Annotated in this window: 27 protein-coding genes; 15 read left to right on the forward strand and 12 right to left on the reverse strand. The window is 64.9% G+C overall.

Annotation, left to right across the window (positions count from 1 at the left end; all coding sequences use genetic code 11):
- Positions 1 to 7 precede the first annotated feature (7 nt).
- Positions 8 to 1,024: a thiamine pyrophosphate-dependent dehydrogenase E1 component subunit alpha gene (locus VMF11_13310; protein ID HTU71283.1), complete on the reverse strand. Its 1,017-nt coding sequence runs from the start codon at positions 1,022 to 1,024 to the stop codon at positions 8 to 10.
- 17 nt (positions 1,025 to 1,041) lie between these two features.
- Between VMF11_13310 and VMF11_13315 the strand changes: the two genes are divergently transcribed.
- The 11 genes from VMF11_13315 to paaK all read left to right on the forward strand — a co-directional run bounded on the left by VMF11_13315 (position 1,042) and on the right by paaK (position 11,060).
- Positions 1,042 to 1,617, forward strand: coding sequence for a TetR/AcrR family transcriptional regulator (locus VMF11_13315; protein HTU71284.1), 576 nt, complete (start codon positions 1,042 to 1,044; stop codon positions 1,615 to 1,617).
- A 70-nt stretch (positions 1,618 to 1,687) separates the two neighbouring features.
- The gene (paaZ, locus tag VMF11_13320; protein ID HTU71285.1) at positions 1,688 to 3,742 is read left to right on the forward strand and encodes a phenylacetic acid degradation bifunctional protein PaaZ; all 2,055 of its coding nucleotides are present in this window, start codon (positions 1,688 to 1,690) and stop codon (positions 3,740 to 3,742) included.
- Entirely contained in the window at positions 3,742 to 4,731 is a 990-nt protein-coding gene (gene paaA / locus VMF11_13325) for a 1,2-phenylacetyl-CoA epoxidase subunit PaaA (protein HTU71286.1), read from the forward strand. Before paaZ ends, paaA begins: the two co-directional genes overlap by 1 nt.
- The gene (gene paaB, locus VMF11_13330; GenBank protein HTU71287.1) at positions 4,728 to 5,012 is read left to right on the forward strand and encodes a 1,2-phenylacetyl-CoA epoxidase subunit PaaB; all 285 of its coding nucleotides are present in this window, start codon (positions 4,728 to 4,730) and stop codon (positions 5,010 to 5,012) included. The genes paaA and paaB overlap by 4 nt, the downstream gene beginning before the upstream one ends.
- Complete coding sequence (gene paaC, locus VMF11_13335) at positions 5,012 to 5,788, forward strand: 1,2-phenylacetyl-CoA epoxidase subunit PaaC (protein HTU71288.1); 777 nt, start codon at positions 5,012 to 5,014, stop codon at positions 5,786 to 5,788. The genes paaB and paaC overlap by 1 nt, the downstream gene beginning before the upstream one ends.
- Positions 5,782 to 6,261 carry a 1,2-phenylacetyl-CoA epoxidase subunit PaaD gene (gene paaD, locus VMF11_13340; protein ID HTU71289.1) on the forward strand — a complete coding sequence of 160 codons (480 nt, stop codon included), beginning with the start codon at positions 5,782 to 5,784 and terminating at the stop codon, positions 6,259 to 6,261. The genes paaC and paaD overlap by 7 nt, the downstream gene beginning before the upstream one ends.
- Positions 6,262 to 6,264: 3 nt before the next feature.
- Positions 6,265 to 7,350, forward strand: coding sequence for a 2Fe-2S iron-sulfur cluster-binding protein (locus VMF11_13345; GenBank protein HTU71290.1), 1,086 nt, complete (start codon positions 6,265 to 6,267; stop codon positions 7,348 to 7,350).
- Complete coding sequence (locus VMF11_13350) at positions 7,347 to 8,123, forward strand: enoyl-CoA hydratase-related protein (protein ID HTU71291.1); 777 nt, start codon at positions 7,347 to 7,349, stop codon at positions 8,121 to 8,123. The genes VMF11_13345 and VMF11_13350 overlap by 4 nt, the downstream gene beginning before the upstream one ends.
- A complete protein-coding gene (gene paaI, locus VMF11_13355; GenBank protein HTU71292.1) occupies positions 8,120 to 8,566 on the forward strand; it encodes a hydroxyphenylacetyl-CoA thioesterase PaaI in 447 nt (148 codons plus the stop codon). Before VMF11_13350 ends, paaI begins: the two co-directional genes overlap by 4 nt.
- A complete protein-coding gene (gene pcaF, locus VMF11_13360) occupies positions 8,563 to 9,768 on the forward strand; it encodes a 3-oxoadipyl-CoA thiolase (GenBank protein HTU71293.1) in 1,206 nt (401 codons plus the stop codon). The genes paaI and pcaF overlap by 4 nt, the downstream gene beginning before the upstream one ends.
- On the forward strand, positions 9,765 to 11,060 hold the full coding sequence (paaK, locus tag VMF11_13365; GenBank protein ID HTU71294.1) for a phenylacetate--CoA ligase PaaK: 1,296 nt from the start codon (positions 9,765 to 9,767) through the stop codon (positions 11,058 to 11,060). Before pcaF ends, paaK begins: the two co-directional genes overlap by 4 nt.
- Positions 11,061 to 11,064: 4 nt before the next feature.
- On the opposite strand, the gene VMF11_13370 is transcribed toward paaK, so the two are convergent.
- The 5 genes from VMF11_13370 to VMF11_13390 are packed head-to-tail and all read right to left on the reverse strand — an operon-like array spanning position 11,065 to position 14,886.
- Positions 11,065 to 12,063, reverse strand: coding sequence for a cytochrome P450 (locus VMF11_13370; GenBank protein ID HTU71295.1), 999 nt, complete (start codon positions 12,061 to 12,063; stop codon positions 11,065 to 11,067).
- Positions 12,051 to 12,767: a helix-turn-helix transcriptional regulator gene (locus VMF11_13375; protein HTU71296.1), complete on the reverse strand. Its 717-nt coding sequence runs from the start codon at positions 12,765 to 12,767 to the stop codon at positions 12,051 to 12,053. The genes VMF11_13370 and VMF11_13375 overlap by 13 nt, the downstream gene beginning before the upstream one ends.
- 45 nt (positions 12,768 to 12,812) lie before the next feature.
- Positions 12,813 to 13,637: a M55 family metallopeptidase gene (locus VMF11_13380; GenBank protein ID HTU71297.1), complete on the reverse strand. Its 825-nt coding sequence runs from the start codon at positions 13,635 to 13,637 to the stop codon at positions 12,813 to 12,815.
- Positions 13,634 to 14,467 (reverse strand): M55 family metallopeptidase, encoded by an 834-nt coding sequence (locus VMF11_13385; protein HTU71298.1) that lies wholly within the window; start codon positions 14,465 to 14,467, stop codon positions 13,634 to 13,636. Before VMF11_13385 ends, VMF11_13380 begins: the two co-directional genes overlap by 4 nt.
- The gene (locus VMF11_13390) at positions 14,464 to 14,886 is read right to left on the reverse strand and encodes a tetratricopeptide repeat protein (protein ID HTU71299.1); all 423 of its coding nucleotides are present in this window, start codon (positions 14,884 to 14,886) and stop codon (positions 14,464 to 14,466) included. Before VMF11_13390 ends, VMF11_13385 begins: the two co-directional genes overlap by 4 nt.
- 37 nt (positions 14,887 to 14,923) lie before the next feature.
- On the opposite strand from VMF11_13390, the gene VMF11_13395 reads away from it, so the two are divergent.
- Positions 14,924 to 15,472, forward strand: a complete 549-nt coding sequence (locus tag VMF11_13395) for a SprT family zinc-dependent metalloprotease (protein HTU71300.1) — start codon at positions 14,924 to 14,926, stop codon at positions 15,470 to 15,472.
- 3 nt (positions 15,473 to 15,475) lie between these two features.
- Here the strand turns inward: VMF11_13395 and VMF11_13400 are convergent, their stop codons facing one another.
- Together VMF11_13400 and VMF11_13405 are read right to left on the reverse strand one after the other, a co-directional pair.
- Positions 15,476 to 16,081 carry a TetR/AcrR family transcriptional regulator gene (locus VMF11_13400; GenBank protein HTU71301.1) on the reverse strand — a complete coding sequence of 202 codons (606 nt, stop codon included), beginning with the start codon at positions 16,079 to 16,081 and terminating at the stop codon, positions 15,476 to 15,478.
- 194 nt (positions 16,082 to 16,275) lie between these two features.
- Positions 16,276 to 16,476 carry a hypothetical protein gene (locus VMF11_13405; protein ID HTU71302.1) on the reverse strand — a complete coding sequence of 67 codons (201 nt, stop codon included), beginning with the start codon at positions 16,474 to 16,476 and terminating at the stop codon, positions 16,276 to 16,278.
- A 5-nt stretch (positions 16,477 to 16,481) separates the two neighbouring features.
- Between VMF11_13405 and VMF11_13410 the strand changes: the two genes are divergently transcribed.
- Positions 16,482 to 17,108, forward strand: a complete 627-nt coding sequence (locus VMF11_13410; GenBank protein HTU71303.1) for a putative toxin-antitoxin system toxin component, PIN family — start codon at positions 16,482 to 16,484, stop codon at positions 17,106 to 17,108.
- Positions 17,109 to 17,180: 72 nt separating this feature from the next.
- Positions 17,181 to 18,614 carry a class II fumarate hydratase gene (gene fumC / locus VMF11_13415; protein HTU71304.1) on the forward strand — a complete coding sequence of 478 codons (1,434 nt, stop codon included), beginning with the start codon at positions 17,181 to 17,183 and terminating at the stop codon, positions 18,612 to 18,614.
- Positions 18,615 to 18,616: 2 nt separating this feature from the next.
- Here fumC and VMF11_13420 read toward each other — a convergent pair whose 3' ends face one another.
- The gene (locus VMF11_13420) at positions 18,617 to 19,282 is read right to left on the reverse strand and encodes a PilZ domain-containing protein (protein HTU71305.1); all 666 of its coding nucleotides are present in this window, start codon (positions 19,280 to 19,282) and stop codon (positions 18,617 to 18,619) included.
- A 24-nt stretch (positions 19,283 to 19,306) separates the two neighbouring features.
- Positions 19,307 to 19,975 (reverse strand): PilZ domain-containing protein, encoded by a 669-nt coding sequence (locus VMF11_13425; protein HTU71306.1) that lies wholly within the window; start codon positions 19,973 to 19,975, stop codon positions 19,307 to 19,309.
- 82 nt (positions 19,976 to 20,057) lie between these two features.
- On the opposite strand from VMF11_13425, the gene VMF11_13430 reads away from it, so the two are divergent.
- Positions 20,058 to 21,524, forward strand: a complete 1,467-nt coding sequence (locus tag VMF11_13430) for an amidase family protein (protein ID HTU71307.1) — start codon at positions 20,058 to 20,060, stop codon at positions 21,522 to 21,524.
- Here VMF11_13430 and VMF11_13435 read toward each other — a convergent pair.
- The gene (locus tag VMF11_13435) at positions 21,521 to 22,294 is read right to left on the reverse strand and encodes a sulfite exporter TauE/SafE family protein (protein HTU71308.1); all 774 of its coding nucleotides are present in this window, start codon (positions 22,292 to 22,294) and stop codon (positions 21,521 to 21,523) included. The genes VMF11_13430 and VMF11_13435 overlap by 4 nt on opposite strands.
- A 7-nt stretch (positions 22,295 to 22,301) precedes the next feature.
- Positions 22,302 to 24,257: an adenylate/guanylate cyclase domain-containing protein gene (locus VMF11_13440; protein HTU71309.1), complete on the reverse strand. Its 1,956-nt coding sequence runs from the start codon at positions 24,255 to 24,257 to the stop codon at positions 22,302 to 22,304.
- Between the last annotated feature and the right edge of the window lie 9 nt (positions 24,258 to 24,266).

A 24,266-nucleotide genomic window follows, 5' to 3' on the forward strand; every position in this document is an offset into this window, starting at 1 on the left:
GACGGGCCTAGATCCAGACCTCGCACGACCCTTCGTACACGTGATCGTAGAGCGTCTTCGGATCGGGTGAAGGTTCGCGCTCGACCGCGTCGGTCGCAGCATTGACGCGGGCTGCAATCGCCGCGCGCATTTCCTCGATGCGCTCGCGGGTGATGATGCCGAGACCGATCAGGCGCGCCTCGAACCGCGGCACCGGATCGTTGACGCGCTGCTCCGCTACCTCTTCGCGCGTGCGATACGTGCGTTCGTCGTCGTCGGTCGTGTGCGAAAGAAATCGGTAGCACATCGCTTCGACGATCGTCGGGCCCCCGCCGGCGACCGCCTTCGCGCGAGCGCGCCGTACCGCGTCGTAGACGGCTACCGGATCGAATCCGTCGACCACCACGCCTTCGATGCCGTAACCTTGAGCGCGTGCCGCGACGCTGGGATTGGCCATCTGCTTCGAAATCGGGGTCGAGATCGCCCATTGATTGTTCTCGCAGAGAAACACGACCGGCACCTGGTGGATCGCCGCGAAGTTGATCGACTCGTGCCACTCGCCCTCGCTGGTCGAACCCTCGCCGAATTGGCAGAGCACTATCCGGTCGCGCTCGCCGCGATGCTTGATCGCATAGGCGGCGCCGACCGCATGCGGACACTGCGCGGCAAGAATCGAAGAAATCGTCGCGATGCCCTTCGCCTTGTCGGTCACGTGATTGATGATCGACTTCCCGCCGGTCGTGTCGGTCGCGCGGGCAAACTGCGAACGAAAGATATCTTCCAGCGCAAACCCGCAGGCAAGCGTGATGCCGGTGTTGCGGTAATACGGGTAAAGCAAATCTTTGCCACGCTCGAACGCCATGCCGGCGCCGGCCTGCACCGCCTCGTGGCCCTCCGATCCCATCGCGATTCCGATCTTGCCTTGGCGATTGAGTTGGAAGCCGCGCGTATCGACCGCGCGCTGCAAGAGCATATTGGAAAGCAGCGTCACGAGTTGCTCGCTCGCGAGCGAGTCCGCAGCGGCTGCGGGACGAGTGGAAGCCATGGCTGAACTCGTTAGGGATGGAAGCGCGGCGCCCCTACGATATCGATTCGGTCACCGACGTGGCTTTTCGCATCTTCGCCGAGCGCGGCTTCGATGCGGCGTCGATGGAAGACGTCGCCCGCGCCGCCGGGATCACCAAGGCGAGCATCTACCACCACGTCCCGAGCAAAGAGGCGCTGCTCGCGCGCGGGCTCGATCGCGCATTGACCGCGCTCTTTGCCGTACTCGAGGAACGGGACGCGCGCGAAGGTGCACCGCGTTCGCGCCTGGCGGCGATCGTTCGGCGCGCAGCCGAAATCACGATGTCGATGCGGGCGGAGGTCAGCGTGCTCTTCCGCGTGCGCGGCAATTCCAAGACCGAGCGTGAGGCCATGGAGCGGCGCCGCGCCTTCGACGCCTGCGTGGCCGAGTTGGTGCGCGAGGCCCAGGCGGCGGGCGAGGTGCGCGCCGATATCGAGCCGGCGATGATCGTGCGCTTGATTTTCGGGATGTCGAACTCGCTGGTCGAGTGGTACCGGCCGGGCGGTCGCACGCCTGCCGCCGCGATCGCGGCGGCCGTGGAGCGAATCGTTTTCGAAGGAATTGACGGCTGAGACGCCCCGAAGGTAGAATTTAGGCTGACCTACCGTTCGGTAGGGCGGGAGGCGGAAGGCGGAAGGCGCAATGAAACTTCGCAGCTATGTTGCCGGAGCCTGGTACGAGGCGCCGGACGGGTACACCGAGGTCGTCTCGGCGGTCGACGGGCACACGGTTGCCCAGGTCTCGAGCCGCGGAATCGATTTCCAGCGGGTACTCGACCACGCGCGGCGCGTCGGCGGACCGGCTGTGCGTGCGCTGACCTTCCACCAGCGGGCCGATCTGATCAAACGCCTCGCCCTTCATCTGAACGAGCACAAGGAACGCTTCTACGAGCTTTCCTTCGATACGGGCGCGACCCGCAAGGACGGTTTCGTCGATATCGACGGCGGCGTGATGACCCTCTTCTCGTTCGCGTCGAAGGCACGGCGCGAACTTCCCGACGGACGCGTCGCGGTCGACGGTCCGGTCGAGCCGCTCTCGAAAGGCGGCACGTTCGCCGGTCGTCACATCATGACGCCGCTGCGCGGCGCGGCCGTGCACATCAACGCCTACAATTTCCCGTGCTGGGGCATGCTCGAAAAGCTCGCGCCCGCGATTATCGCGGGCGTTCCGGCGATCGTCAAACCCGCCACGCAGTCGGCGTACGTCGCCCACGCCGTCTTCGAAGAGATCGTCGCGTCGGGCGTTCTGCCCGAGGGAAGCGTGCAGCTCGTCGCCGGCAGTCTCGGCGACCTGCTCGAGCGGCTGACCGGTCAAGACGTCGTTTCGTTCACCGGCTCCGCGCAGACGGCGGTGAAATTACAGCAGATTCGCGCGATCTCGGAGAACAGCGTGCGCTTCATCGCCGAACGCGATTCGCTCAACGCGGCGATTCTCGGCTCGGACGTGACGCCGGATGCGCCCGAGTTCGACCTGTTCGTGAAAGAAGTGGCGCGCGAGATCACGACCAAAGCCGGTCAGCGCTGCACCTGCATCCGGCGCGCGATCGTGCCGCGCGCATTGATGGACGCGGTGCAGAGGGCGCTTGCGGCGCGGCTCGATCGCGCCGTGCTCGGTGATCCGCGCAGCGAACGGGTGACGATGGGAGCGCTGGTGAGCCGCGGACAGCGCGACGACGTGCTCGCCGCGATAAAAGAACTCGCGCAAGAAGCGCTCGTCGTCTACGGCGACCTCGATGCAGCGCCGCCGGTCGTCGATGCCGATGCGCAAGTCGGCGCATTCCTTTCGCCGGTGGTGCTGCGGTGCGACCGTCCACTGCAATTCCGGCGCGTGCATAGCGTGGAAGCCTTCGGACCGGTCACGACGCTGATGGCCTACGACACGCTCGACGAGGCGATCGAAATCGTCAACCGCGGCGAAGGCAGCTTGGTCGCGTCGGTGTTTTCCTACGATACCGCGACCGCGGATGCGCTGGTGCTCGGCATCGCGCCGTTCCACGGACGCGTGCTCGTGGTCGATCGGGATGATGCGAAGGAGCAGACCGGTCACGGCTCACCGCTTGCGCCGCTCGTGCACGGCGGTCCGGGCCGCGCCGGCGGCGGCGAAGAGATGGGCGGCATTCGCGGCGTCTTCCATTACATGCAGCGCACCGCCGTGCAGGGCACGCCGCAGCGACTCGCAACGGTCAGCGGCGTCTGGAATCCGGGCGCGGCCGAAACGCAAACCGCAAGTCATCCGTTCGAGCACGCGTTCGAAGATCTGAACGTCGGTGAAACGTTCTACACTGGGACCCGTGAGATCACGCTCGCGGACATCGAGCGCTTCGCGGAGTTTACCGGCGATGCGTTCTACGCCCACATGGACGAGGCGGCGGCGAAGGCCAGCCCCTTCTTCGAAGGGCGCGTGGCGCACGGCTACCTCGTGCTCTCGTTCGCGGCAGGTCTGTTCGTGCGGCCGCAGCTCGGCCCGGTGCTCGCCAACTACGGACTCGAAGACCTGCGCTTCCTCAAGCCGGTGTACCCCGGCGATGCGATGCGCGTGCGATTGACGGTCAAAGAGAAGACGCCGCGCAAACCCGAGTACGGCGAAGTCCGCTGGTCGGTGACCGTCTTCAATCAAAACGACGAAGTCGCCGCCACCTACGATTTGCTCACGATGAACGCGACCCGCGCGCACGTGCCCGCACTCGAGGTCGTGTGATGTACACCTCCATTTCCGACGGCATCGTGGGCGGAGCCGGTCAGAGCGACGAGCGCGAAGGCGCATTCAACGAGCGGCTCGATCGCAGCGTCAAAGTCGAACCCAACGATTGGATGCCCGAGGCGTACCGTAAGACGCTCACGCGCCAGATTTCTCAGCACGCGCATTCCGAGATCGTCGGCATGCTGCCGGAAGGCAACTGGATCACGCGTGCGCCCTCGCTGCTGCGCAAGCTGATCTTGCTCGCCAAGGTGCAAGACGAAGCCGGGCATGGCCTCTATCTCTACAGCGCGGCCGAAACGCTCGGTACGGCGCGCGATGCGATGGTCGAAGCGCTGCTGAACGGCAAGGCGAAATACTCGAGCATCTTCAACTATCCGACGCTGACCTGGGCCGACGTCGGCGCGATCGGCTGGCTGGTCGACGGCGCCGCGATCATCAACCAGATTCCGCTCACCCGCTGCTCGTACGGTCCCTACGCCCGCGCGATGGTCCGTATCTGCAAAGAAGAAAGCTTCCATCAGCGCCAAGGCTTCGACGTGATGTGGAAACTCGCGCACGGCACGCCCGAGCAGCACGCGATGGCGCAGAACGCGCTGGACCGCTGGTGGTGGCCCTCGGTGATGATGTTCGGGCCGCCCGACTCGGCTTCGCCGCACAACGAGCAGTCGATGCGTTGGAAGATCAAGCTCTTCACCAACGACGAACTGCGGCAGAAGTTCATCGACCAAACCGTGCCGCAGGCGGATCGGTTGGGTTTGACGATTCCCGATCCCGATTTGCGGTGGAACGAGGAAACGAAGCATTACGAGATCGGCGCGATCGACTGGGACGAGTTCTACCGCGTGATCAAGGGCGAAGGACCGTGCAACCGCGAGCGGCTGCAGGCGCGGATCGACGCGTGGGAAGAGGGTGCTTGGGTGCGCGAAGCCGCGGCCGAGCACGCGCGTAAGCGTGGGAATACCCACGCCGCGGGTATTCCCGCGTGAGCACGCCGTGGCCGCTCTGGGAGATCTTCGTGCGCAGCGAAAACGGCCTCGCCCACAAACACGTCGGCAGCCTGCACGCACCCGACGCGGAGATGGCGGTGCGCAACGCGCGCGATCTCTACACGCGCCGCAATGAGGGCGTGAGCATCTGGGTCGTGAAGTCGAGCGACATCGTCGCGACCGACCCGGCCGAGAGCGAGGCGCTCTTCGAGCCCTCGGAAGACAAGGCGTATCGCCACGCGACCTTTTACAAAGTCCCCGAGGGGGTGAAAAACCTCTGATGGGTCATCCTGAGGTGCGAGCGGAGCGAGCCTCGAAGGGCGAATATGTCCTGCGTTTCGGCGACTCGGCGCTGGTGCTGGCGCAGCGCTGCGCTGCCTGGGTTGCGCACGCACCGGTCATGGAAGAGGATGTCGCGCTGGCCAACGTCGCGCTCGATCTGTTCGGTCAAGCCAAACTCTGGCTCGAGTACGCGGCCGAGATCGAGAACCAGGGACGCGACGCCGATGCGCTGGTTTTTCAGCGCGACGCGGGCGATTATCGTAACGCGCTGCTCGTTGAGCAACCCAACGGGAACTTCGCCGACACGATCGTGCGGGGATTTTTCTACGACGCCTGGGCCGCTCTCGCACTCGGTGCGCTGGCGCGATCGAACGACGAACACATCGCCGCGATCGCCGTGAAATCGGCGAAGGAAACGGCCTATCACCTGCGGCGCAGCGAGGATTGGCTCGTGCGGCTCGGCGATGGGACCGAGCTCAGCCACGCGCGCGCACAGCACGCGGTCGACGCGTTGTGGCGCTTCACCGGTGAGCTCTTCATCGGCGACGATCTCGACGCCGAGATGACGCAGCGCGGCATCGGGTTCGATCCGGCGCCGCTGCGTGAGGCGTGGCTGGCCTACATCGCCCCGGTTTTCGCGAGCGCGACGCTGACGCGGCCGGGCGACGGTTGGATGCAGCGCGGCGGCAAGCAAGGGCGTCATACCGAAGCGTTGAGCTATCTGCTGGCCGAGATGCAAGTGCTCCCGCGTAGCTTCCCGGGTGCGACATGGTGACGTCGCCGGCGCGGTTGTGGGAATTGCTCGATGCGGTTCCCGATCCCGAGTTGCCCGCGGTCACGATCACCGATCTCGGCATCGTGCGCGAGATCCGCGAGGATGCAGGCGAGGTGGTCGTGGCGCTGACACCGACCTATTCGGGCTGTCCGGCGACGGCAATGATCGAGGAGAGTGTCCGCGACGCGCTGCACGAGCGCGGCGTCGATCGCGTGCGCATCGAGCGCCGCCTCGCACCCGCGTGGACGACCGATTGGATCACCCCTCGCGGCCGCACGCGCTTGCACGAACACGGCATCGTCCCTCCCTCGGGGACCCTCGCCGACGGCCCGATCGTAACGGCGATCGTGCGCTGTCCGCAGTGCGCGTCGACCAACACGAGCGAACTGAGCCGCTTCGGCTCGACGCCGTGCAAGGCGCTCTATCGCTGCAACGATTGCCGCGAACCCTTCGACTACGTGAAGCCGCACTAAAACATGGAGTTCTACCGTCTGCCGGTGTGGCACGTTCGCAAGGACACACGCGACGCGGTCGTGGTGGAATTCACCGTGCCCGAAGATTTGCGTGAGACGTTCGCGTTCACGCAGGGGCAGTACCTGACGCTGCGCGCCGCGATCGGCGACGAGGAGCATCGGCGTTCGTATTCGATCTGCGCCAACCCGCGCTCAGGACGGTTGCGCGTGGCGATCAAACGCGTCGATGACGGCGTCTTCTCGAGCTGGGCGCACGGATCGTTGCAGGTGGGCGATGAGCTCGAAGTCGCTGCGCCGCAGGGCCGCTTCTTCGTTCCGCTCGACGCGCAGGCGCAGCGCAGCTATCTGGCGGTCGCGGCCGGCAGCGGCATCACGCCGGTGCTCTCGCTGATCGAGACGACGCTCGAGTGCGAACCGCACAGTAGCTTCACGCTCGTGTACGGAAACCGCTCGGCGTCGACGACGATGTTTCGCGAGGAGCTGCAGCGTCTCAAGGACCGCTACCTGGATCGTCTCGCGCTGATCTTCGTGACCAGCCGCGAGCGGCAGGATATCGACGCATTCAACGGCCGCATCGATCGCGAGCGGATGCTCACGCTCTGCCGCGGCTGGATCGATCTCGACGCGACCGACTACGTCTTCATCTGCGGACCGGAATCGATGATGGAGGGGGTCGTGGCGGCGCTGGACGAACGCGAGTTTCCGCGCGAGCGCACGATCGTGGAGCGCTTCGCAACCGACGGCGCCGCCGCTCGGGAACGCCGCGAACGGGCGCGCAATCAGCCCGAGCGAATCGTGCACGCCAGCGTCGTGCTCGACGGAACGGCGCGGACATTCGAGATCCGCAAGGATACGGAAACCGTGCTCGAAGCAGGCTTGCGGCAAGGGATCGACTTGCCGTTTTCGTGCAAGGGCGGCGTCTGTTCGTCGTGCCGCGCGCAGCTGACCGCGGGAGAGGTGGATATGGACGTGCATTTCGCGCTCGAAGACTACGAAGTGCGCAGCGGGGTAATTCTGATGTGCCAGAGCCATCCGGTCTCGGAGGAACTCACGCTCGACGTCGACGCGATCGCGGCACAGCTCGTATGAGCGCCGTGCAAGTCGCGCGCGACGCCGGCATCCTGCGCGTCACGCTGAATCGCCCCGAGAAACTCAACGCGATCGACGCGGCGCTGGCCGGCGAACTGCGCGCGGCGTTCGAGCAAGCCGCGGGCGAGGCGAACGTGCGCGTCGTGCTCTTGACCGGCGCGGGACGTGCGTTTTGTGCGGGGCAGGATCTCGCGGATCCGGGTGTCGCGCCGGGGAGCGATTTGGGCGCGACGATCGAGCGCTGCTACAATCCGGTCGTCCGCGCGATGCGCGCCTTGCCCAAGCCGATCCTCGCGCGGGTGAACGGCGTCGCTGCGGGCGCCGGCGCGAACCTCGCTTTCGCCGCCGATATCGTCGTGGCGGCGCGCTCGGCCTCGTTCATCGAGTCGTTCTCGCGGATCGGCTTGCTGCCGGATTCGGGCGGCACTTGGATGCTGCCGCGCCTCTTCGGACGGGCGCGCGCGGTCGCGCTCGCAATGCTCGGCGAACGGATCAGCGCGGAGCAGGCCCACGCATGGGGCGCGATTTGGTCGGTGGTCGACGACGCCGAATTGGACGAAACGTGCGAGATGCTGGCGCGTACGCTCGCGCAGGCGCCGACCGCCGCGCTCGGTGCGATCAAAACGGCGATCGACGCCGGCGCGGGTTCGACGCTCGAGGCCGCGCTCGAACGCGAATGCGGGCTGCAGCGCGTGCTGGGCGCAACCGGCGATTATCGCGAAGGCGTCGAGGCCTTTGCCGCCAAGCGCGCGCCGCAGTTCCAAGGCCGATGAGCGTCGAGGAAGCGCAAGATTTGGCCGAACGCTGCGCGCAAGCGATGTTCGCGCGCGATCGCGCCTCGCACGCCGCGGGGATGACGATCGACGCGGTTGCACCGGGTTACGCGAAGCTTTCTATGACGCTGCTGCCGGAGATGATCAACGGCCATCAGACCGCGCACGGCGGCGCGATCTTCACCCTGGCCGATTCGGCGTTTGCGTTCGCGTGCAATTCGCGCAACGTCGCGTCGGTTGCGCAGCACTGCTCGATCTCCTACCTCAGCCCGGGACGGGAGGGTGAGCGGCTGGTGGTCGAATGCCGCGAAACGAATCTGACCGGACGGTTCGGCATCTACGACGCGACGATTACCGGCGGCGACGGACGCGTGGTCGCCATTTTTCGCGGTTATTCGGCCGCGGTTCGCGGCAACGTGCTCGAGAGAGGGGAACCTTGGTGAACGGGACTTCGGCTTTTATCTGCGACGGCGTGCGCACGCCGATCGGACGCTACGGCGGCAGTCTGGCCGCGGTGCGGACCGATAATCTTGCGGCGCTTCCGATCGTCGCGCTGCTGGAGCGCAATCAGCTGCTCGATCCCGCTGCCATCGATGACGTGTACATGGGATGCGCCAATCAAGCCGGTGAGGACAACCGCAACGTCGCGCGCATGGCCGCGCTGCTCGCCGGCCTGCCCGAGCGCGTTCCCGGAGCGACGATCAACCGGCTGTGCGGTTCAGGCATGGACGCGGTCGCGTGCGCGGCGCGCGCGATCGCCGCGGGTGACATCGATTTGGCGATCGCGGGCGGCGTCGAAAGCATGACGCGCGCGCCGTTCGTTATGCCCAAGTCCGCGGCGCCGTTCACCCGCGAGAACGCGCTGTTCGATACGACGATCGGCTGGCGCTTCGTCAATCCGGCGATGAAGGAGCGCTACGGCATCGACAGCATGCCCGAGACGGCCGAAAACGTCGCTGCCGAATTCAACGTGAGCCGTGCCGATCAAGACGCGTTCGCCCTGCGCTCGCAGCAGCGCGCGGCTGCCGCCATCGACTCGGGGCGGCTGGCTCGCGAGATCGTCGGCGTTGCGGTGCGAAACGGAAAAGCGACGGTGATGGTCGAGCGCGACGAACATCCGCGCGAAACCTCACTCGAGAAACTCGCGGCGCTGCCGGCGCCCTTTCGCCCCGGCGGGACGGTGACCGCCGGCAACGCGTCCGGCATCAACGATGGAGCGGCGGCCTTGATTATCGCCTCGGAACGCGCCGTCGAGCGCTTCGGGTTGAAGCCGCGCGCCCGCGTCACGGCCGCGTCGACGGCCGGCGTGGCGCCGCGCGTCATGGGCATCGGTCCGATTTTCGCAACCCGGAAATTGCTTGCGCGGACGGGTCTGACGCTGAGCGACTTCGACGTCATCGAACTCAATGAGGCCTTTGCCGCGCAAGCACTCGCGACGATGCGTGAACTGGGCTTGCCGGACGATGCCGAGCACGTCAATCCGAACGGCGGTGCGATCGCGCTCGGTCATCCGCTGGGCATGAGCGGCGCGCGTCTGGTGCTGACCGCAACGCTGGAACTGACGGAACGCGGCGCGAAGCGCGCGCTCGCGACGATGTGCATCGGCGTCGGCCAAGGCATCGCGCTCGCCGTGGAGCGCGTGTGAGCGCAGCGGAACTCGAACCGATCGAGCGCGCAAGCCGCGACGAACTCGCGGCGCTGCAGCTCGAGCGACTGCGCGCGGCGGTGAGAGGCGCCTACGAACGCGTGCCGTTCTACCGCGAGGCCTTCGAGCGCGCGGGCGCGCACCCGCACGACCTGCGCGCGTTCGGCGATCTCTCGCGCTTCCCGTTCTTGGAGAAGAAGCATTTTCGCGAGCACTATCCCTTCGGGCTCTTCGCCGTGCCCCGCGAGCAGATCGTCCGTCTGCATGCTTCGAGCGGTACGACCGGTAAAGCGACCGTGGTCGGGTACACGCGCGGCGACATCGAGACATGGACCAATCTGATGGCGCGTTCGATTCGCGCCGCCGGCGGGCGTCCGGGCGATGTCGCGCAGGTATCCTACGGCTACGGCCTCTTCACCGGCGGACTGGGCGCTCATTACGGCGCGGAGCGGCTCGGCTGTACCGTGATTCCGATCTCGGGTGGACAAACCGAACGGCAGGTGCAGCTCATCGCGGATTTGCAGCCGCGCATCATCTTGGTGACGCCGAGCTACATGCTCGCGATCGCGGAAGAGATGGTGCGGCAAGGACTCGACCCGCACGCCTGCAGTCTCGAGATCGGCATTTTCGGCGCGGAGCCGTGGACGCTCGAGATGCGCGCGCAGATCGAGACGCTCCTCGGGATCGACGCGGTCGACATCTACGGGCTCTCCGAGATCATGGGACCGGGCGTTGCGGTCGAATGTATCGAGACCAAAGACGGACTCACGCTCTGGGAAGATCATTTCTATCCGGAAATCATCGATCCCGAAACCGGCGCGGTCCTTCCCGAGGGCGCGTTCGGCGAACTCGTGCTAACCACGCTGACCAAAGAGGCGTTGCCGGCGATTCGCTACCGGACCCGTGATCTGACCCGGCTCTTGCCGGGAACGGCGCGTCCGGGAATGCGCCGGCTGGAACGCATCACCGGACGCTCGGATGACATGCTGATCGTGCGCGGGGTCAACGTCTTTCCCTCGCAACTCGAAGAACTGGTCGTGCGCGACCCGCGGCTCTCGCCCCATTACCAGATTCACCTCACCCGCAGCGGCGCACTCGACGAAGTCACGCTGCGGGTCGAGGTGCAAGCCGGCGTGCCGCAGGCGCATCATGCCGAATGTGCGCGCGCGCTGGCGGCGACGATCAAGGCGTATGCCGGCGTGACGATGACGATCGACGTGCTCGAACCGGGTACGATCCCGCGCTCGCAGGGGAAAGCGGTGCGCGTCGTCGATCAGCGCAAACGGGCGTAAATCGTCACTGCGCGAAGCGGGGAATCCGGACGTTCAGCGAGCGATGAAAGCCGTCGCGCTTGAGCGCGGCGATCTCGAGACCGGACGCATGCACGCGCGCTACGGCGAATGCGGCGAGTTCGGTCGCGAGCTGCGCCGCGATGCACGCGTGGATGCCGAGGCCGAACGTGCAGCCCGCGGCGGCGAGCAGTACGAGGATCGTCTCACCGCCGGGTATCGCCGTTCCGTCGATCACCGTGTCGCCGGCCGCAAAGCGCCGCGTATTGTGGACCGGCGGGTCGAGCCGGAGCACCTCGGCGACGAACCGCGCGAGCGTCGTTCGATCTCGCAACGCCTCCTCACGCACCTCGGGCGAGGCAACGCACAGCTGATATAGCGTGTTGCCGATCAGGCCGGCGGTCGCGTCATAGGTTTGAAACAGCAATCCGATTGCATTGGCACGTTCGTTTTCGTCGTGAAAGCGCGATGAGAACACGACGTGCAACGCTTCGACCGAGGCGTCGGCCCGCTGCACGTCATGCAATTGCGCGTTCGGAGCAATCGCGCGCGCAAGGGCGCGGGCGTGGGCGGCGATTCCTCGCTGCTCTTCGCGCGGAACGCCGAGCATCGAAGCGACGACATGAGTCGGATATTCGAACATCCACGTGTGCAGGAGATCGGAATCCGTCCGGGGCTCGCCGCCCGCGAGCGCACGCTCCGGCTCTTCGATCATGCGCCTGACGACGAGCCGCATCGCGTCGTGGCGAGCGCCGTCGTTCATGCGAACCATGCGCGCAAAGACCTCGCCGAGCGCGCTTCCCCGCATGATCGCGGGGATGGGCTCGCTCACCGGCCGGACGCGAAGCACGTCGTTGCTCAATACGGCGTCGACGACGGCCATGCTCGAGGCGACCCATGTCCGCAGCTCGTCGTCGTAATAAAACGGCCGTTCTTCAACCAGCCGCGCATAATAGGGATACGGGTTTTCTGCGAGGACCGCGGTGATCGGCGTCAGTCCCTCCACGTCAACCCAAAATGCGCTTCGAGCGCGTGACGTCCTTCGGGCGTGACGCGCAGCGAACGTTCGGAGGAGCTGCGCGTCACCCACGAATTGCGCAGAAAGAGATCGAAGACCGACGCGCCGAGGCTTCCGGCCAAGTGCGGCCGGCGCTGCGTCCAGTCCAGACAGGTGCGCGCAAAGCTGCGCCGCTGTGCGCGCGCGCGCTCGACGTCGATGCCGAATTCGTGCAGCAGCCGCTCTCCGCTCGGGGTGAGTTCGAACGCGCTGCCGCGATTGACGATGGCGCCGCGCTCGATGAAGCGGTGGGTTACGCCGACGCCGAGTTCGCCGGCCAGATGGTCGTAACACGAGCGCGCGCGCCGCAGGCGTTCGAGCGCAGTGCTCTGCCCGAGGGCAACGATGCGCGCCGGCGGTGCGATCGCCGCCAGCCCCTCGACCGCGTGGCCGACCTCCGCCGAACCGATCCGAAAGAACCGATTTCGGCCGGCGGGACGGACGGCCAACAGTCCGGCGGCAGCGAGTTTTTTCAAATGCGCCGTGGCCGCTTGCGGCGACATTCCGGCGCGCAGGGCGAGCTCCGAGGCGGTCAGTTCCCGCCCGTCGAGCAGAGCCATCAGCATCGCGGCGCGTCCGCGCTCACCGATCAGCGCGGCGATCTCGGCGATGTCGGGGTCGGCAGTCCGTTGCAGGCAGTAGCCGGTCTTCATGCCTTCAAGATAGCGTGAAGACGGTTCAATGTGACGTGAAGTGAACTAGGCCAGCGCGCCGAGGCGGAAGGTGGCGACGAACGCTTTGAAGATCGTGTGGATGTCGTCGTCGACGAAACGGACTTCGCGCGAGCCGCTGCGCTCGAAGCCGGGGATGATCGCAACGTAGTCGGCTTGCTCCGTCTTGGCGAGCGTCACGCGCATCTCGATGGGTGAGGCAAGGACGAACGGCTTCGCCTTCCCGGCGTTGGCGAGTGCGTACGCGGCGCCGTCGGCGATCGCGCGCTGCGCGGCGGCCGGCGAGAGCGAATCGGCGCTGAACGTGCCGATCGATTCCTTGACGATCACGCCGTGCACCCACGGCATCTGCGCCTGCACGCCTTCGACCGTCGTACGGTCGCCGGTGATCATCAGCAGCGGCACGCTCTCCGCGCCGAGCAGTGCGGCATTGATCGTCGCTTCGCTGCAGCGCACGCCGTTCAGCCGCAATTCGTAGATCACCGCGGGGGTATACGTATGGCAGAGCACCGCGTCGGCCTCGCCGATTCCGCCGTGGTAGCCGACGAAGAACGCCCCGCCGAACCCCGAATTCGCGTCTTGCACCATCGAATACGGTTTGCGATTGCCGAAGATCACGCGAACGTCGTCCGGCAAGTCGTCGAAGAGCAGATTGCGCATCGGGCCGTGCGAATCGTTGACCAGGACCTCGCCGGCGCCCGCCCGGCGCGCGCCCTCGATCGCGGCGGCGACTTCGAGGGTGTAGTAGCGGCGGTAGAGCGCGTACTCGGGATGCGGCGTGCGCGCGTCGACTTGCTGCCAGGCGCAGACGCCGGCGACGCCTTCCATGTCGGTCGAGAGATAGAGCTTCATGCCGGCTGATTCGCCGCGCTGCCGATGCGCATCGCGGCTAAAAACGCGCGAAAGACGGTGAGATAGTCGTCGTGCCGAAAGCGGATCGCCCGCGCGCCGATGCGCTCGATGCGCGGGAGCAGTTCCATGAAATCGGCTTGCTCGACCTTGAGGGTCTCGATGACGAGTTCGATCGGCGGATCGAAGGTGAACGGCTTGGCGTGCGGCAGCCCGGCAAGCGCTTCGCGCGCACCGTCCCGTATCGCCGCGCACGCTGCCGCCGGCGTGAGTGAATTGGCGCTGTAGTAGCCGATGGCGTCCTTCACCGCGACGCCGGTGATCCACGGCAGCGCGGCCCTGACCGACTCGATCGTTGCGCGATCGCCGGTCACCAGAACGACCGGTGTGTCGTAGAGACCCAGGATTGCCGCGTTGAGCAGCGCTTCGGTGCACGGCATTCCGTTGACGCGCACGTCGTAGAGCGTGGCGTCGCTGTAGGTGTGCGCGAGCACGGCGTTGGCCTCGCCGATCCGGGCGTGGTACCCGGTGAAGAAGGCGGCGTCGAATCGCTGCTCGGCCCCTTGCGCCATCGAGAACGGCTTGCGCGCACCGGAGATCACGCGCACGTCGGGCGGAAGCTCGTCCCAGAGCAGGTTGCGCATGTCCCAGTGCGAGTCGTTGATCAAGAACTCGCGCGCGCCGGTCTCGCGCGCGCCGTCGATCGCGGCGTGCACTTCGCGCGTCATGTAGCGGCGATAGATGGGATACTCGTGCGCGTTCGACGGATCGACCTGCGCCCACGAGCAGACGCCGGCGGTTCCTTCCATGTCGGCGCTGACGTAGATTCTCACGGTTGCGTTTCGCGCAGGCTCTCCTGCGCTTCGGCTAGTCCCGTTTGTGCCGCGACGTTCTTCGGGTTGACCGCGAGCGCGCGCCGGTAGAGTGGAATCGCCTGGGCGAATTTTCCCGCTGCCAGGTACTCGTCGGCGAGTTGCGTGATCGCGACGTCGTCGCGGGGATGCGTCGCGATCCGCGCGCGCAGCGTCGCGAGCTGCTCCATCACGGCGGGCGGCGGGCCGCCGCCTTGCACGTTGTCCGCTGAACCTTGTACGACCGACGCGGCGTTGCCGCTCTTGCCGAAAACCGAACCGGTCACGCCGAAGCCGAGGGCGACCAAATAGCCCATGAGGCCCAGGAAGAGGACCGCGATCACCACGACGATGGGGAGGTAGATGCGCGGAGGAAGCCCGCGCCGGCCTTGATCTGACACGAAGATTCGTTTGGACGCAGGGCGAAGCGATTCATTTGTGACCCCGAGTGAAGCCGATCTCCAACTCCTCTTTGCTCGTCTGAACTACGAGCATTTCAACGGCGAGATCCCGGACTGCCGCATCCGCTACAACGCGCGTTTCTCGAATTCGGCTGGGCGGATTACCTATTCCGGCCATCCGCTGCTGATCGAACTCTCGCCCAAACACTTTCGCAAGTATCCGCAAGCGCTGGAAGAAACGTTGCTCCACGAGATGGTCCACGCGTGGTGCTACGCACGCTGGCGCGATACCGGTCACGGCGCGCGTTTCAAGAAGAAGATGCGCGAGTGCGGGCTCACCTCGATCTACCATGACCTCGGCAACGTGCGCCCGCTCAACGAGTCGAGTAAACGCTACATCCTGCGCTGCGAGCAGTGCGCCTTCGAAGTGCTGCGGCGCAAGCGCCCGGGAAAACCGGCGAGTTGCCCCCGCTGCGACAAACGCCGGTTCAATCCAAAATTTCCGCTCACGATTTACGAGATCACCGGCATGGAGGCAATCGGCTCGACGCTCGACGCGGCAAAAGCTGCGCGGCGCGGCTGGTAGCGCTTACATCAGCGCGAGCGATTCCTCTTTCCACGAGGGTTCGCACAGTACCGACTCTACCACGCGTTCGAGGCGTTCGGACATCGCCTCTTCGCGGGTTCCGGGAAAGCCGAGATGATCGTAAAAGATAACCGCCGTGAAGATGGCGCCGAAGAAAATACGGACGCGCAGGAATGCGACTTCGAATGATAAGCCGGTCTGTTTGGAGAGCGCCTGCGCGAGCGTCTTGTGCCCGGCGGTGAGGAAGTGCGGCAGCGAATCGCGATAGGGCTCGATCAGCTCCGGGCACATCATCCACGTCATGAAAAATCCGCGCTTCTTGTCGAGCATGGCGACCAGCGCCTCGCCAACGTGGCGTAAGAGCTCATGCGGGTCATCGATCGTCGCCGAGTCCGCGCGCAAGATCGCAACGAACGCATCGATCTCGTCGATCGCCTGTTCGACGAACGCCGCGATGATCGACTCTTTGGTAGGGAAATATTTTTGCAGGAGCGAGGCCGTCATGCCGGACGCGCGCGCGATCATCCGCAGGGACGTACCGTAATAGCCGCGATGCTCGAAGAGTTCAGAGCAGGCCGCAAGGATTACGCTGCGACGGGAGGGAGCCAAAGGCTCGTGCATCTGTTCCAGTGTGCGGTCGAACCCCGTGCGCGGAGAGTACGACGATTATACATCGGTGCGGAGCCGGGCATGAGAGGCCGGCCTGCATACACCTTGCCAACTTGATGTATATGGTGTATGTTTGCCGTATGAGACGGACGCAAATCTACCTCGACGAGGACCAGAAGAAGGCGCTGCGGACGCTAGCCGCCGACCGGGATTCTTCCGTTTCCGACCTCGTTCGCGAGGCGATCGATCGACTGCTGCGCGAGGAGTTCGCGCGTGGCGATTGGGCTGCCCGGCTGGGGGAGTGGCAGCAGCGAGTTCATCAGCGGCTGGGCGATGTTCCGGAGAGCCGTGTTGATGATGCGCTCCGCAGCGTTCGTAGAGGCGGGAAGGCCCATTAGCAATGATCCGTCTTAGGGTTGTGCTCGACGCAAACGTGCTCGCTCCCGGACTCGTAAGCCGGCGCTCGTCTTCTGCCGAGATAGTACGACTTTGGCGCCTCGGATTATTCGAGGTGCTGGTGACGGGAAAGCTGATCGGTGAAACTGCCGAGACGCTCAAGGCGCTCGGTCTCCAAGATTACGAGGTCGTAGAGCTGGTCGAAATCATTGCCTCTAACCCCGACGCGATTGTCTTTCTGAAACATCAGGTTTTCGGATGCGTTGACCCCGCAGACGATTATCTCTTCGAAACGGCGATCGTGGGGCAGGCATCGATTATCGTGTCCCGTGACATGGACTTGCAAGCGTTACCAAAGCCGCTCCAACACCAGCTGAATCTTCATCACGTACGCGTCATGACCGACCTGGAGTTCCTGGCCTACCTCCGCCGCCATATCTTTTCACCCCTTGCTTTCGATCCACGGTTCGTCAGCTTCGATGACCTCCAGGGCCCCCTGAAGGAGGTATCTTGTGTCGTGTGCCGCCACGGATTCCATTGGGACTTTCCGTGTGGGCAGACCTATGCGGATGAAAGCGGAGCGCCGTGGCTCTGCGAGTGCCCGCTCAAGGCTGGTCTTCAGCCGGCATAGGTTCGCCTCGTTCTGAACTTGCGACCTAGGTCAGGGCAGAGATGGGCTTCGCTCGTCGAAGATAGATAGGCCATGACGACTGTAAGCAGCACCGCCAACGGGGCAGTCAAAACGCGCGTCGAGTCGGACTCGATGGGCAAGATCGAGGTTCCCGCGGACAAGTACTACGGCGCGCAATCGGCGCGTTCGCTCATCCATTTCGACATCGGTGAAGGCAGCTGGCCGAAGGACCGCATGCCCAAGCAAGTGATCGTTGCGATGGCGCAGCTCAAGAAGGCAGCGGCGCTGGTCAACCACGATCTCGGCAAGCTCGACGACGAGAAGACCAAATTGATCGTGCAGGCCGCCGACGAAGTGATCGCCGGCAAACTCGATGCCCACTTCCCGCTGCGCATTTGGCAGACCGGCTCGGGCACGCAGACCAACATGAACGTGAACGAGGTCATTTCAAACCGCGCGATCGAGATCGCGGGCGGTGAGATGGGTTCGAAAAAGCCGATTCATCCGAACGATCACGTCAACATGTCGCAGTCGTCGAACGACACGTTCCCGACCGCGATGCACATGGCGGCCGCGGAAGCCGTCGTCAACATGCTGCCCGCCGTGCAGAAGCTCCGCGACGCGCTCGACGTCAAAGCCAAGCAGTGGAAAGGCATCGTCAAGGTCGGCCGCACTCATCTCCAAGATGCGACGCCGCTCACGCTCGGTCAAGAGTTTTCAGGCTACGTGACGCAGTTGGACCGCGCAATGGTCGCGATCAAAGAATCGCTCAACCATCTCTACGATCTTGCGATCGGCGGAACGGCAGTCGGCACCGGGCTCAACGCACACCCCGAATTCGCCGAGCGCATGGCCAAGAAACTGAGTGAGCTGACGGGGCTGCCGTTCCGCTCGCATCCCAACAAGTTCACCGCGCTCGCTTCGCACGACGACTTCGTCTTCGCCTCGGGTGCGCTCAAGACGCTCGGTGCGGCGTTGATGAAGATCGCCAACGATGTTCGCTGGCTAGCATCGGGCCCGCGCGCCGGAATCGGGGAGCTGATTCTGCCGGAGAACGAGCCGGGCAGCTCGATCATGCCGGGCAAGGTGAATCCGACGCAATCCGAAGCGATGACGATGGTCGTGGCGCAGGTCTTCGGCAATGACGTGGCGATCAGCTTCGGCGCCTCGCAGGGAAACTTCGAACTGAACGTCTTCAACCCGGTGATGATCTCGAACTTCCTGCACAGCAGCAATCTTCTGCGCGATACGTGTACGATGTTCCGCGAACACGCGGTCGAGGGACTGCAAGCCAACGAGCCGGTGATCGCCAAGTACTTGGCGCAGTCGCTGATGACCGTTACCGCACTCGCGCCGAAGATCGGCTACGACAAAGCGGCGGAGATCGCCAAGAAGGCGCACCACGAAGGGACGACGCTCAAAGACGCAGCGCTTGCGCTCGGCCACGTGAGCGCGCAAGACTTCGATACGTATGTGGTCCCCAAAGACATGACCTATCCGAAGTAGGCCTATTTATTGGTTAGATGAGCGTCAACGTAGCGCGCGAGTGCATCGCGCGCTGCGTTGCTTATGTCGTAGAACGCGAGGTTGTAGCTCGTGGTGTCCGCTTGATGCGCGACGATTCGGCCGTGGAGGCGGGTCATCTCTTGCCCGAGCGGGAGGCGAAGCTCGAGCGCCGCGCCGACGGCCAGCCTCTCGTGCGAATTCATGAGCAGTCCGCCGGTCGAGAGGTTCGTTGCCCGCGCCACCCCTTCGCTTCCGGCCTGCGCGTAATGGAACGCGAAATCGACCGGAACGCGTACGCTGGAACGCGTCAGCCCGTTTCCGGTGTGCACCTCGGGCGCATGCGGCTGCGAGCGCGCCCGTGCGATTCCGACGGCACGGGCGATCGCGTACGCTTCCCGCACCGTCGATTCCAGAACGACGACGTAGGCCAAACGCGAACCGTTCCGTGTCGCCGACGCGATCGTGCCGCGGAGCGGGATCGGCGCGGAGCCGTGGAGGACGACGCTGAATTCCACGTCCGCTCCGCTGGCAAAAAAATTTACCGATCGCATCCGGCACTCGGCTGCGCTGATCTCTTCGATGATCGCCATCACCGGCGCTTTACCGCCGGAACTGACCATCGTCGGGGCCTCCAAAGAGACGAGCGATGCGGGGTGCTCACCGGCCATGCGCGATGCGATATCCGAAAAGAGCTACGTGACGAGACGTGAGTCGATGTAGCGCTCGATGCGTTCGCGCGCTTCATGCGTCACGTCGTAGAAGGCGATGTTGTAATTCGGGCTGGCTGCTTGATGCGCGACGACTCGTCCGTGCACGGCTACCGGCTCGTTGCCAATCGGAAGCCGCAGCTCGAGAGACGCGCCAACGGGGAACGTGTGGTTCGAGTTCATCAAGAGGCCGCCGCTCGAGAGGTCCGTTGCCCGCACGGCGTAGTCCGCCGCAGCGTGCGTGCAGCGAACCTCGAAATCGACCGGGATGCGAACGCTCGTGCGGGTCAATCCATTGGTGCTCGGCACGTCCGGCACGCTGACCGGCGCCGGACCACGCGATCGAGCGGCGGCAACCGCGCGCAAGATCGCCTCGCCTTGCTCGGTCGTCGTGTCGAGCCCTACGACGTACGCGTAACGCGCGCCGTTCTGTTTGTGCGAAGCGATTACGCCCACCAGTGGAATCGGCTGCGATCCGGATAGCACCGCGTTGAACTCGATCCGTGCTCCGAAATCGAAAAGCTTGACCGAACGCATCCGGCACTCGGAGGCGCTCAAGTGTTCGATGATTGCCATAACAGCCGGTGCGCCGCCGATAGTAACCATCGTCGGTGCTTCCAGCGACGCCAAGCCCGCAGCCTGATCGTTGGACATTCCCTATCTCTTCGGCTGCTTGCCGGGCGTTCCTTAGCGCAATGCGGCAGGGAAGCGTCAGGACGCGTGGCAAGAGCCGCTGATGAGTCTGTCCGGCTTCTACGATCGCAGTGACGCGACCGAGATCGCGCGAGCCGTCTGCGCCGGTGAAGTCACGGCGGGCGAGGTGCTGGACGAAGCGATCGCGCGCGCCGAGCGCGTGAATCCGAGCCTCAACGCGATCGCCTCGCGCCGCTACGATCAGGCGCGGGAAGAAGCGCGCACCGCCGCGCGGGAAGGCGTCTTGGCCGGGGTCCCGCTGGTGGTCAAGGATCTCGGACCCGAGCTTGCGGGGCTGCCGATGACGATGGGCAGCCGCTACTTTGCGGACTATGTGCCCGTCCGGGATCACGAATTCTTCGTGCGCGCCAAACGGGCGGGAGCGATCGTCGTTGCCAAGTCCACGGCGCCTGAGTTCGGCTTGGTGCCGTACACCGAGAGCGCGCTGTTCGGGGCTACGCGCAACCCATGGGACCTTTCGCGTACGCCCGGCGGCTCGAGCGGCGGGAGCGCGGCGCTCTGCGCGGCGGGCGTGGTGCCGATCGCGCACGGCAACGACATGGGCGGCTCGATTCGCATTCCCGCCAGTTGCGTCGGGCTGTTCGGGATGAAGCCCAGCCGCGGGCGCGCGCCGACGACCGGCGGCATCATCGGCGCCGCGAACGTCGACCACGCGATCACGCGAACGGTGCGCGACAGCGCCGCGTTTCTCGATGCCGTTCGCAACGACGCGGGGCCGCCGTTTGCGCCGGAGGCAACGCGCGATCCGCGACCGCTGCGCATCGCGGTGGTGCGCGGACCCATGCTCGGGCACGGCATCGCAAGCGAAGTGCGCGCGGCGCTCGACGAAACCGCCGCGCTCTGCGCTTCATTGGGCCACGCGGTCGTCGACGACGAACCGCGCGGAATCGACTATCCCGCGCTCTCGTATTCGCTCTTGCTGTTCTTTGCCAGTCAAATCGGATGGCATCTGGGCGCAGGGAATCCGACGCCGGAACGCCGTGTGCGCGGCGGTGACATCGAACCGGCGTCGTCGGCAATGCTCGCGATTTCGCGCGTGCTCCCGCTCGACGAGCTCACGACCGCCGTCGTGTGCCAGCGCGCGCTGCGCGCGGCCTTCGATACGTTCATGGAACGCTATGACGTGGTGCTCTCACCGACACTCTCGGCGCCGCCGATTCGTATCGGCGAACTCGCGCTCAGCCGGGCCGAGCGGCTGCAAGTCGCCGTGCTCACCCGCGTGCGCGCGCCGGCGCTCATCGGAAAAGCGGCACGCGACATCGCTGCGCGCATGTTCGACTGGTTGCCCTACACGCCGGTCTTCAACTTGACCGGAGCGCCGGCGATGTCGGTGCCCTTGCATTGGACGCAAGACGGTTTGCCGGTGGGGATGCACTTCGCAGGGAGATTCAACGATGAGGCGACGCTGTTTCGATTGGCCGGACAGCTCGAGCGCGCGCGTCCGTGGCGCGACCGGCGTCCGCCGGTCTGGAGCGGCGTCAGCGTCTAATGGATAACGTGACGGAGCGCGAGCGAACCGGCCACGCAAACCAACGCGATGCCGACGATCACGAGGAGCTGCGGCGAGCGCAAGCGCAGCGAGAGATGCGCGCCGATCGGCCCGCCGCACAAACCGCCCGCCACCAGCGGAATCACGTCGGCAAGACGAATGTCGTGTTGGAAGGCGTGCACGATCAGGCCGGTCGGAGAGGTGAGGATCAGCACGAAGTGTGAGGTCGCCGCTATCGCGTGCGCCGGAAGGTTCGAGAGATAAAGCAGCGACGGAACCACGACGACCCCACCGCCGATTCCAAAGAGACTCGAGATTACCCCCACCACGAAGCCGAGCGCGACGGCGATGCGGTACGACATCGGCTTGCGCGTGCCGTAGGTTTCTTCGGAGCGCGATTCGAGTCGTTTGCGCGCGTTGAGGATCATGTCGGCGGCGACGATCAGCAGAAACGCGCCGAAAGCCCAGTCGTAGGTTTCGGCCGAAATGTGCTTGACTAAAACGGCGCCCGCGATGCTGCCCGGCAGCCCGCCCACCGCGAAGAGCAGACCCAAGCGAACGTTGACGCGCTTCTGCAGGAGATACGTGAACGCCCCGGCCCCGCTGTTGGCGGTGACGAGCACCAGCGACGTGCCCGCCGCGTCTGCCGGATCGAGGCCGAACGCCAAACGGAGGATCGGGACGAAGATGAAGCCGCCGCCCAATCCCACCATCGAACCGAAGACGCTCGCCGCGAAAGCGGCGCCGAAGAGTTCTAAGCCAAGGCGCATCGCCTTATTATGCGGGAGTGGGTTCTTTGGCTAAAGCACCATTGGTCGCAGGTTCGGGCGCCTCTTTGACGTCGCGGATGTTGTAGATCCGGATCGGGTCTTTCTTACCCTTCACCAGCACCGGCTCGAGTTCGTCGGCGACCACGAAATCCTTGACCTCTTGATAGGTGTAATCGCTGATGATGATCTCTCCGGCTTTCGCAACGTTGTAGAGTCGTGCCGCCAGGTTCACGTTGTCGCCGATAACCGTGTAGTTCATGCGCGAGCTCGCGCCCAGATTTCCCATGACCACGTCACCGGTGTTGACGCCCATGCCCACCGTGAACTCGCGCTTGCCGAGCGCTTTCCACTTCTCGGCGAGTTCGAGGATCTTTTTCTGCTGCGCGACGGCGGCGCGCACCGCATTCGCCGCGTCATCGGGCGTCTGGTACGGAGCGGAGAAAACCGCCATGACGCAGTCACCGATGAACTTGTCCACGTAGCCGCCGTATTGGAAGATGATCGCACACATCTCTTCGAAGTATTCGTTGAGCTGGGTATAGATCTCTTCGGGTGTCATGTTTTCCGACATGGCGGTAAAGCCGCGGATGTCGCTGTAGAAGATCGTCGCCTTCACCTTCTTGCCCTTGAGCGCCAGCGCGTTGCGCGGATCTTCGTGTGAAAGAATGTCGGTGACGATCGCCGGGCTGACGTGCATTCCGAAGAGATTGGTGACCATCCGTCGCTGCGCGCCCTCGTGGAGCACGCGATAGAGGCCGACGAAGAGCGTAGCCAGCACCATCGCGAGCACCACGTGCACCAGGTCGACCCACATCAGCTTCTCGACGAAGAGCGCAACGTTGATATACGCGTAGACGACGGTGGTCGCGAGGGAGATCACGATCGCGAGGGTGGTGCTGCGCATCAGACTGAACGAGAGCGAGACCAGCAGCGGCAGCGCAAAGATCAGCAGCACATTGAGCCATTGCGGGGCCGGCTGCATGTAGATGTGGCGCAGCAGCTGATCGGCCAAACGTGCGTTGGCGAAGAGTCCGGGCGTATTGGCCTGCCGTGCGGTTTGTACGAAGTCGCCTTGAGCCTGCGCCGTGTCACCGATGTAGATCAACCCGCCTTTGGCGAATTGGGCCAGGTCGGGAATCGATTCGGAGTACGCGTCCGAAAACGAGAGCACACCGCGCCCCGGAAACTCCGCCGCGTGTTCCTCGACGCGGTTGCCGGAATCGGTCGTGAACTGTTGCGTCTCAAAGCGCGGCGCGACGAGGAGGAACGTTCCGTTGTCGTCGCGCGGCAGGGCCGCGAAATCGAGCGGTTTGCCGGTATAGTTCTGCGCGGCCGCCGCCGCGAGCGCATAGAAGGTTGCGTTATTGTTCGCCCCGCCTCCGCTGGTGCGGATGCGCATCGGCTGGCCGAGAAAAATGCCGCCGGGCTCGTCGACGGTGGTGTACCCGCTGCCGGCGCTGGACGAAGCGAGCGACGGCGTCGGTGGCGAGATCCCGAGATTGCCGTTCGCGGTCGTATTGATCGTGTAAGCGAGAATCGTCGGAACCTTTTTCATCGCCGCCGCGAATGCGGTATCCCAACTCGGAACGGGCGCCGGGTCGAGGAAGTCGATATCGAAGACCACGGTCTTCGCGCCGGCCTTGGCGAGATGATCGAGCAGCGTGGCATACACGGTGCGCGCGAACGGAAACTGGTGCAGCGCCTTGACGTTGCTGCCGTACGTCAGCTCGTCGATGCGGATGATTCCGAGGTTGGGATCCTTGTCGTTGTTGCTATCGTAGGCGGGACGGCCCAGGCCGAGGTGCTCCGACTGATCGAGCGCCGCGTAGTGCGCTTGCAGATCGGTAACGCGGTGAACGAGCGGAATGGAGTCGTTGTCGATCAGCAGCAGGGTCGCGCCGATGCCGCTTGCGACCAGGCCGAGTGCGACGGCGATGAGTAAGGTTCGCAATCGGGTGCTCATGGCCAGGCC

The sequence above is a fragment of the Candidatus Baltobacteraceae bacterium genome (assembly GCA_035502855.1).
Lineage (GTDB): Bacteria > Vulcanimicrobiota > Vulcanimicrobiia > Vulcanimicrobiales > Vulcanimicrobiaceae > Aquilonibacter.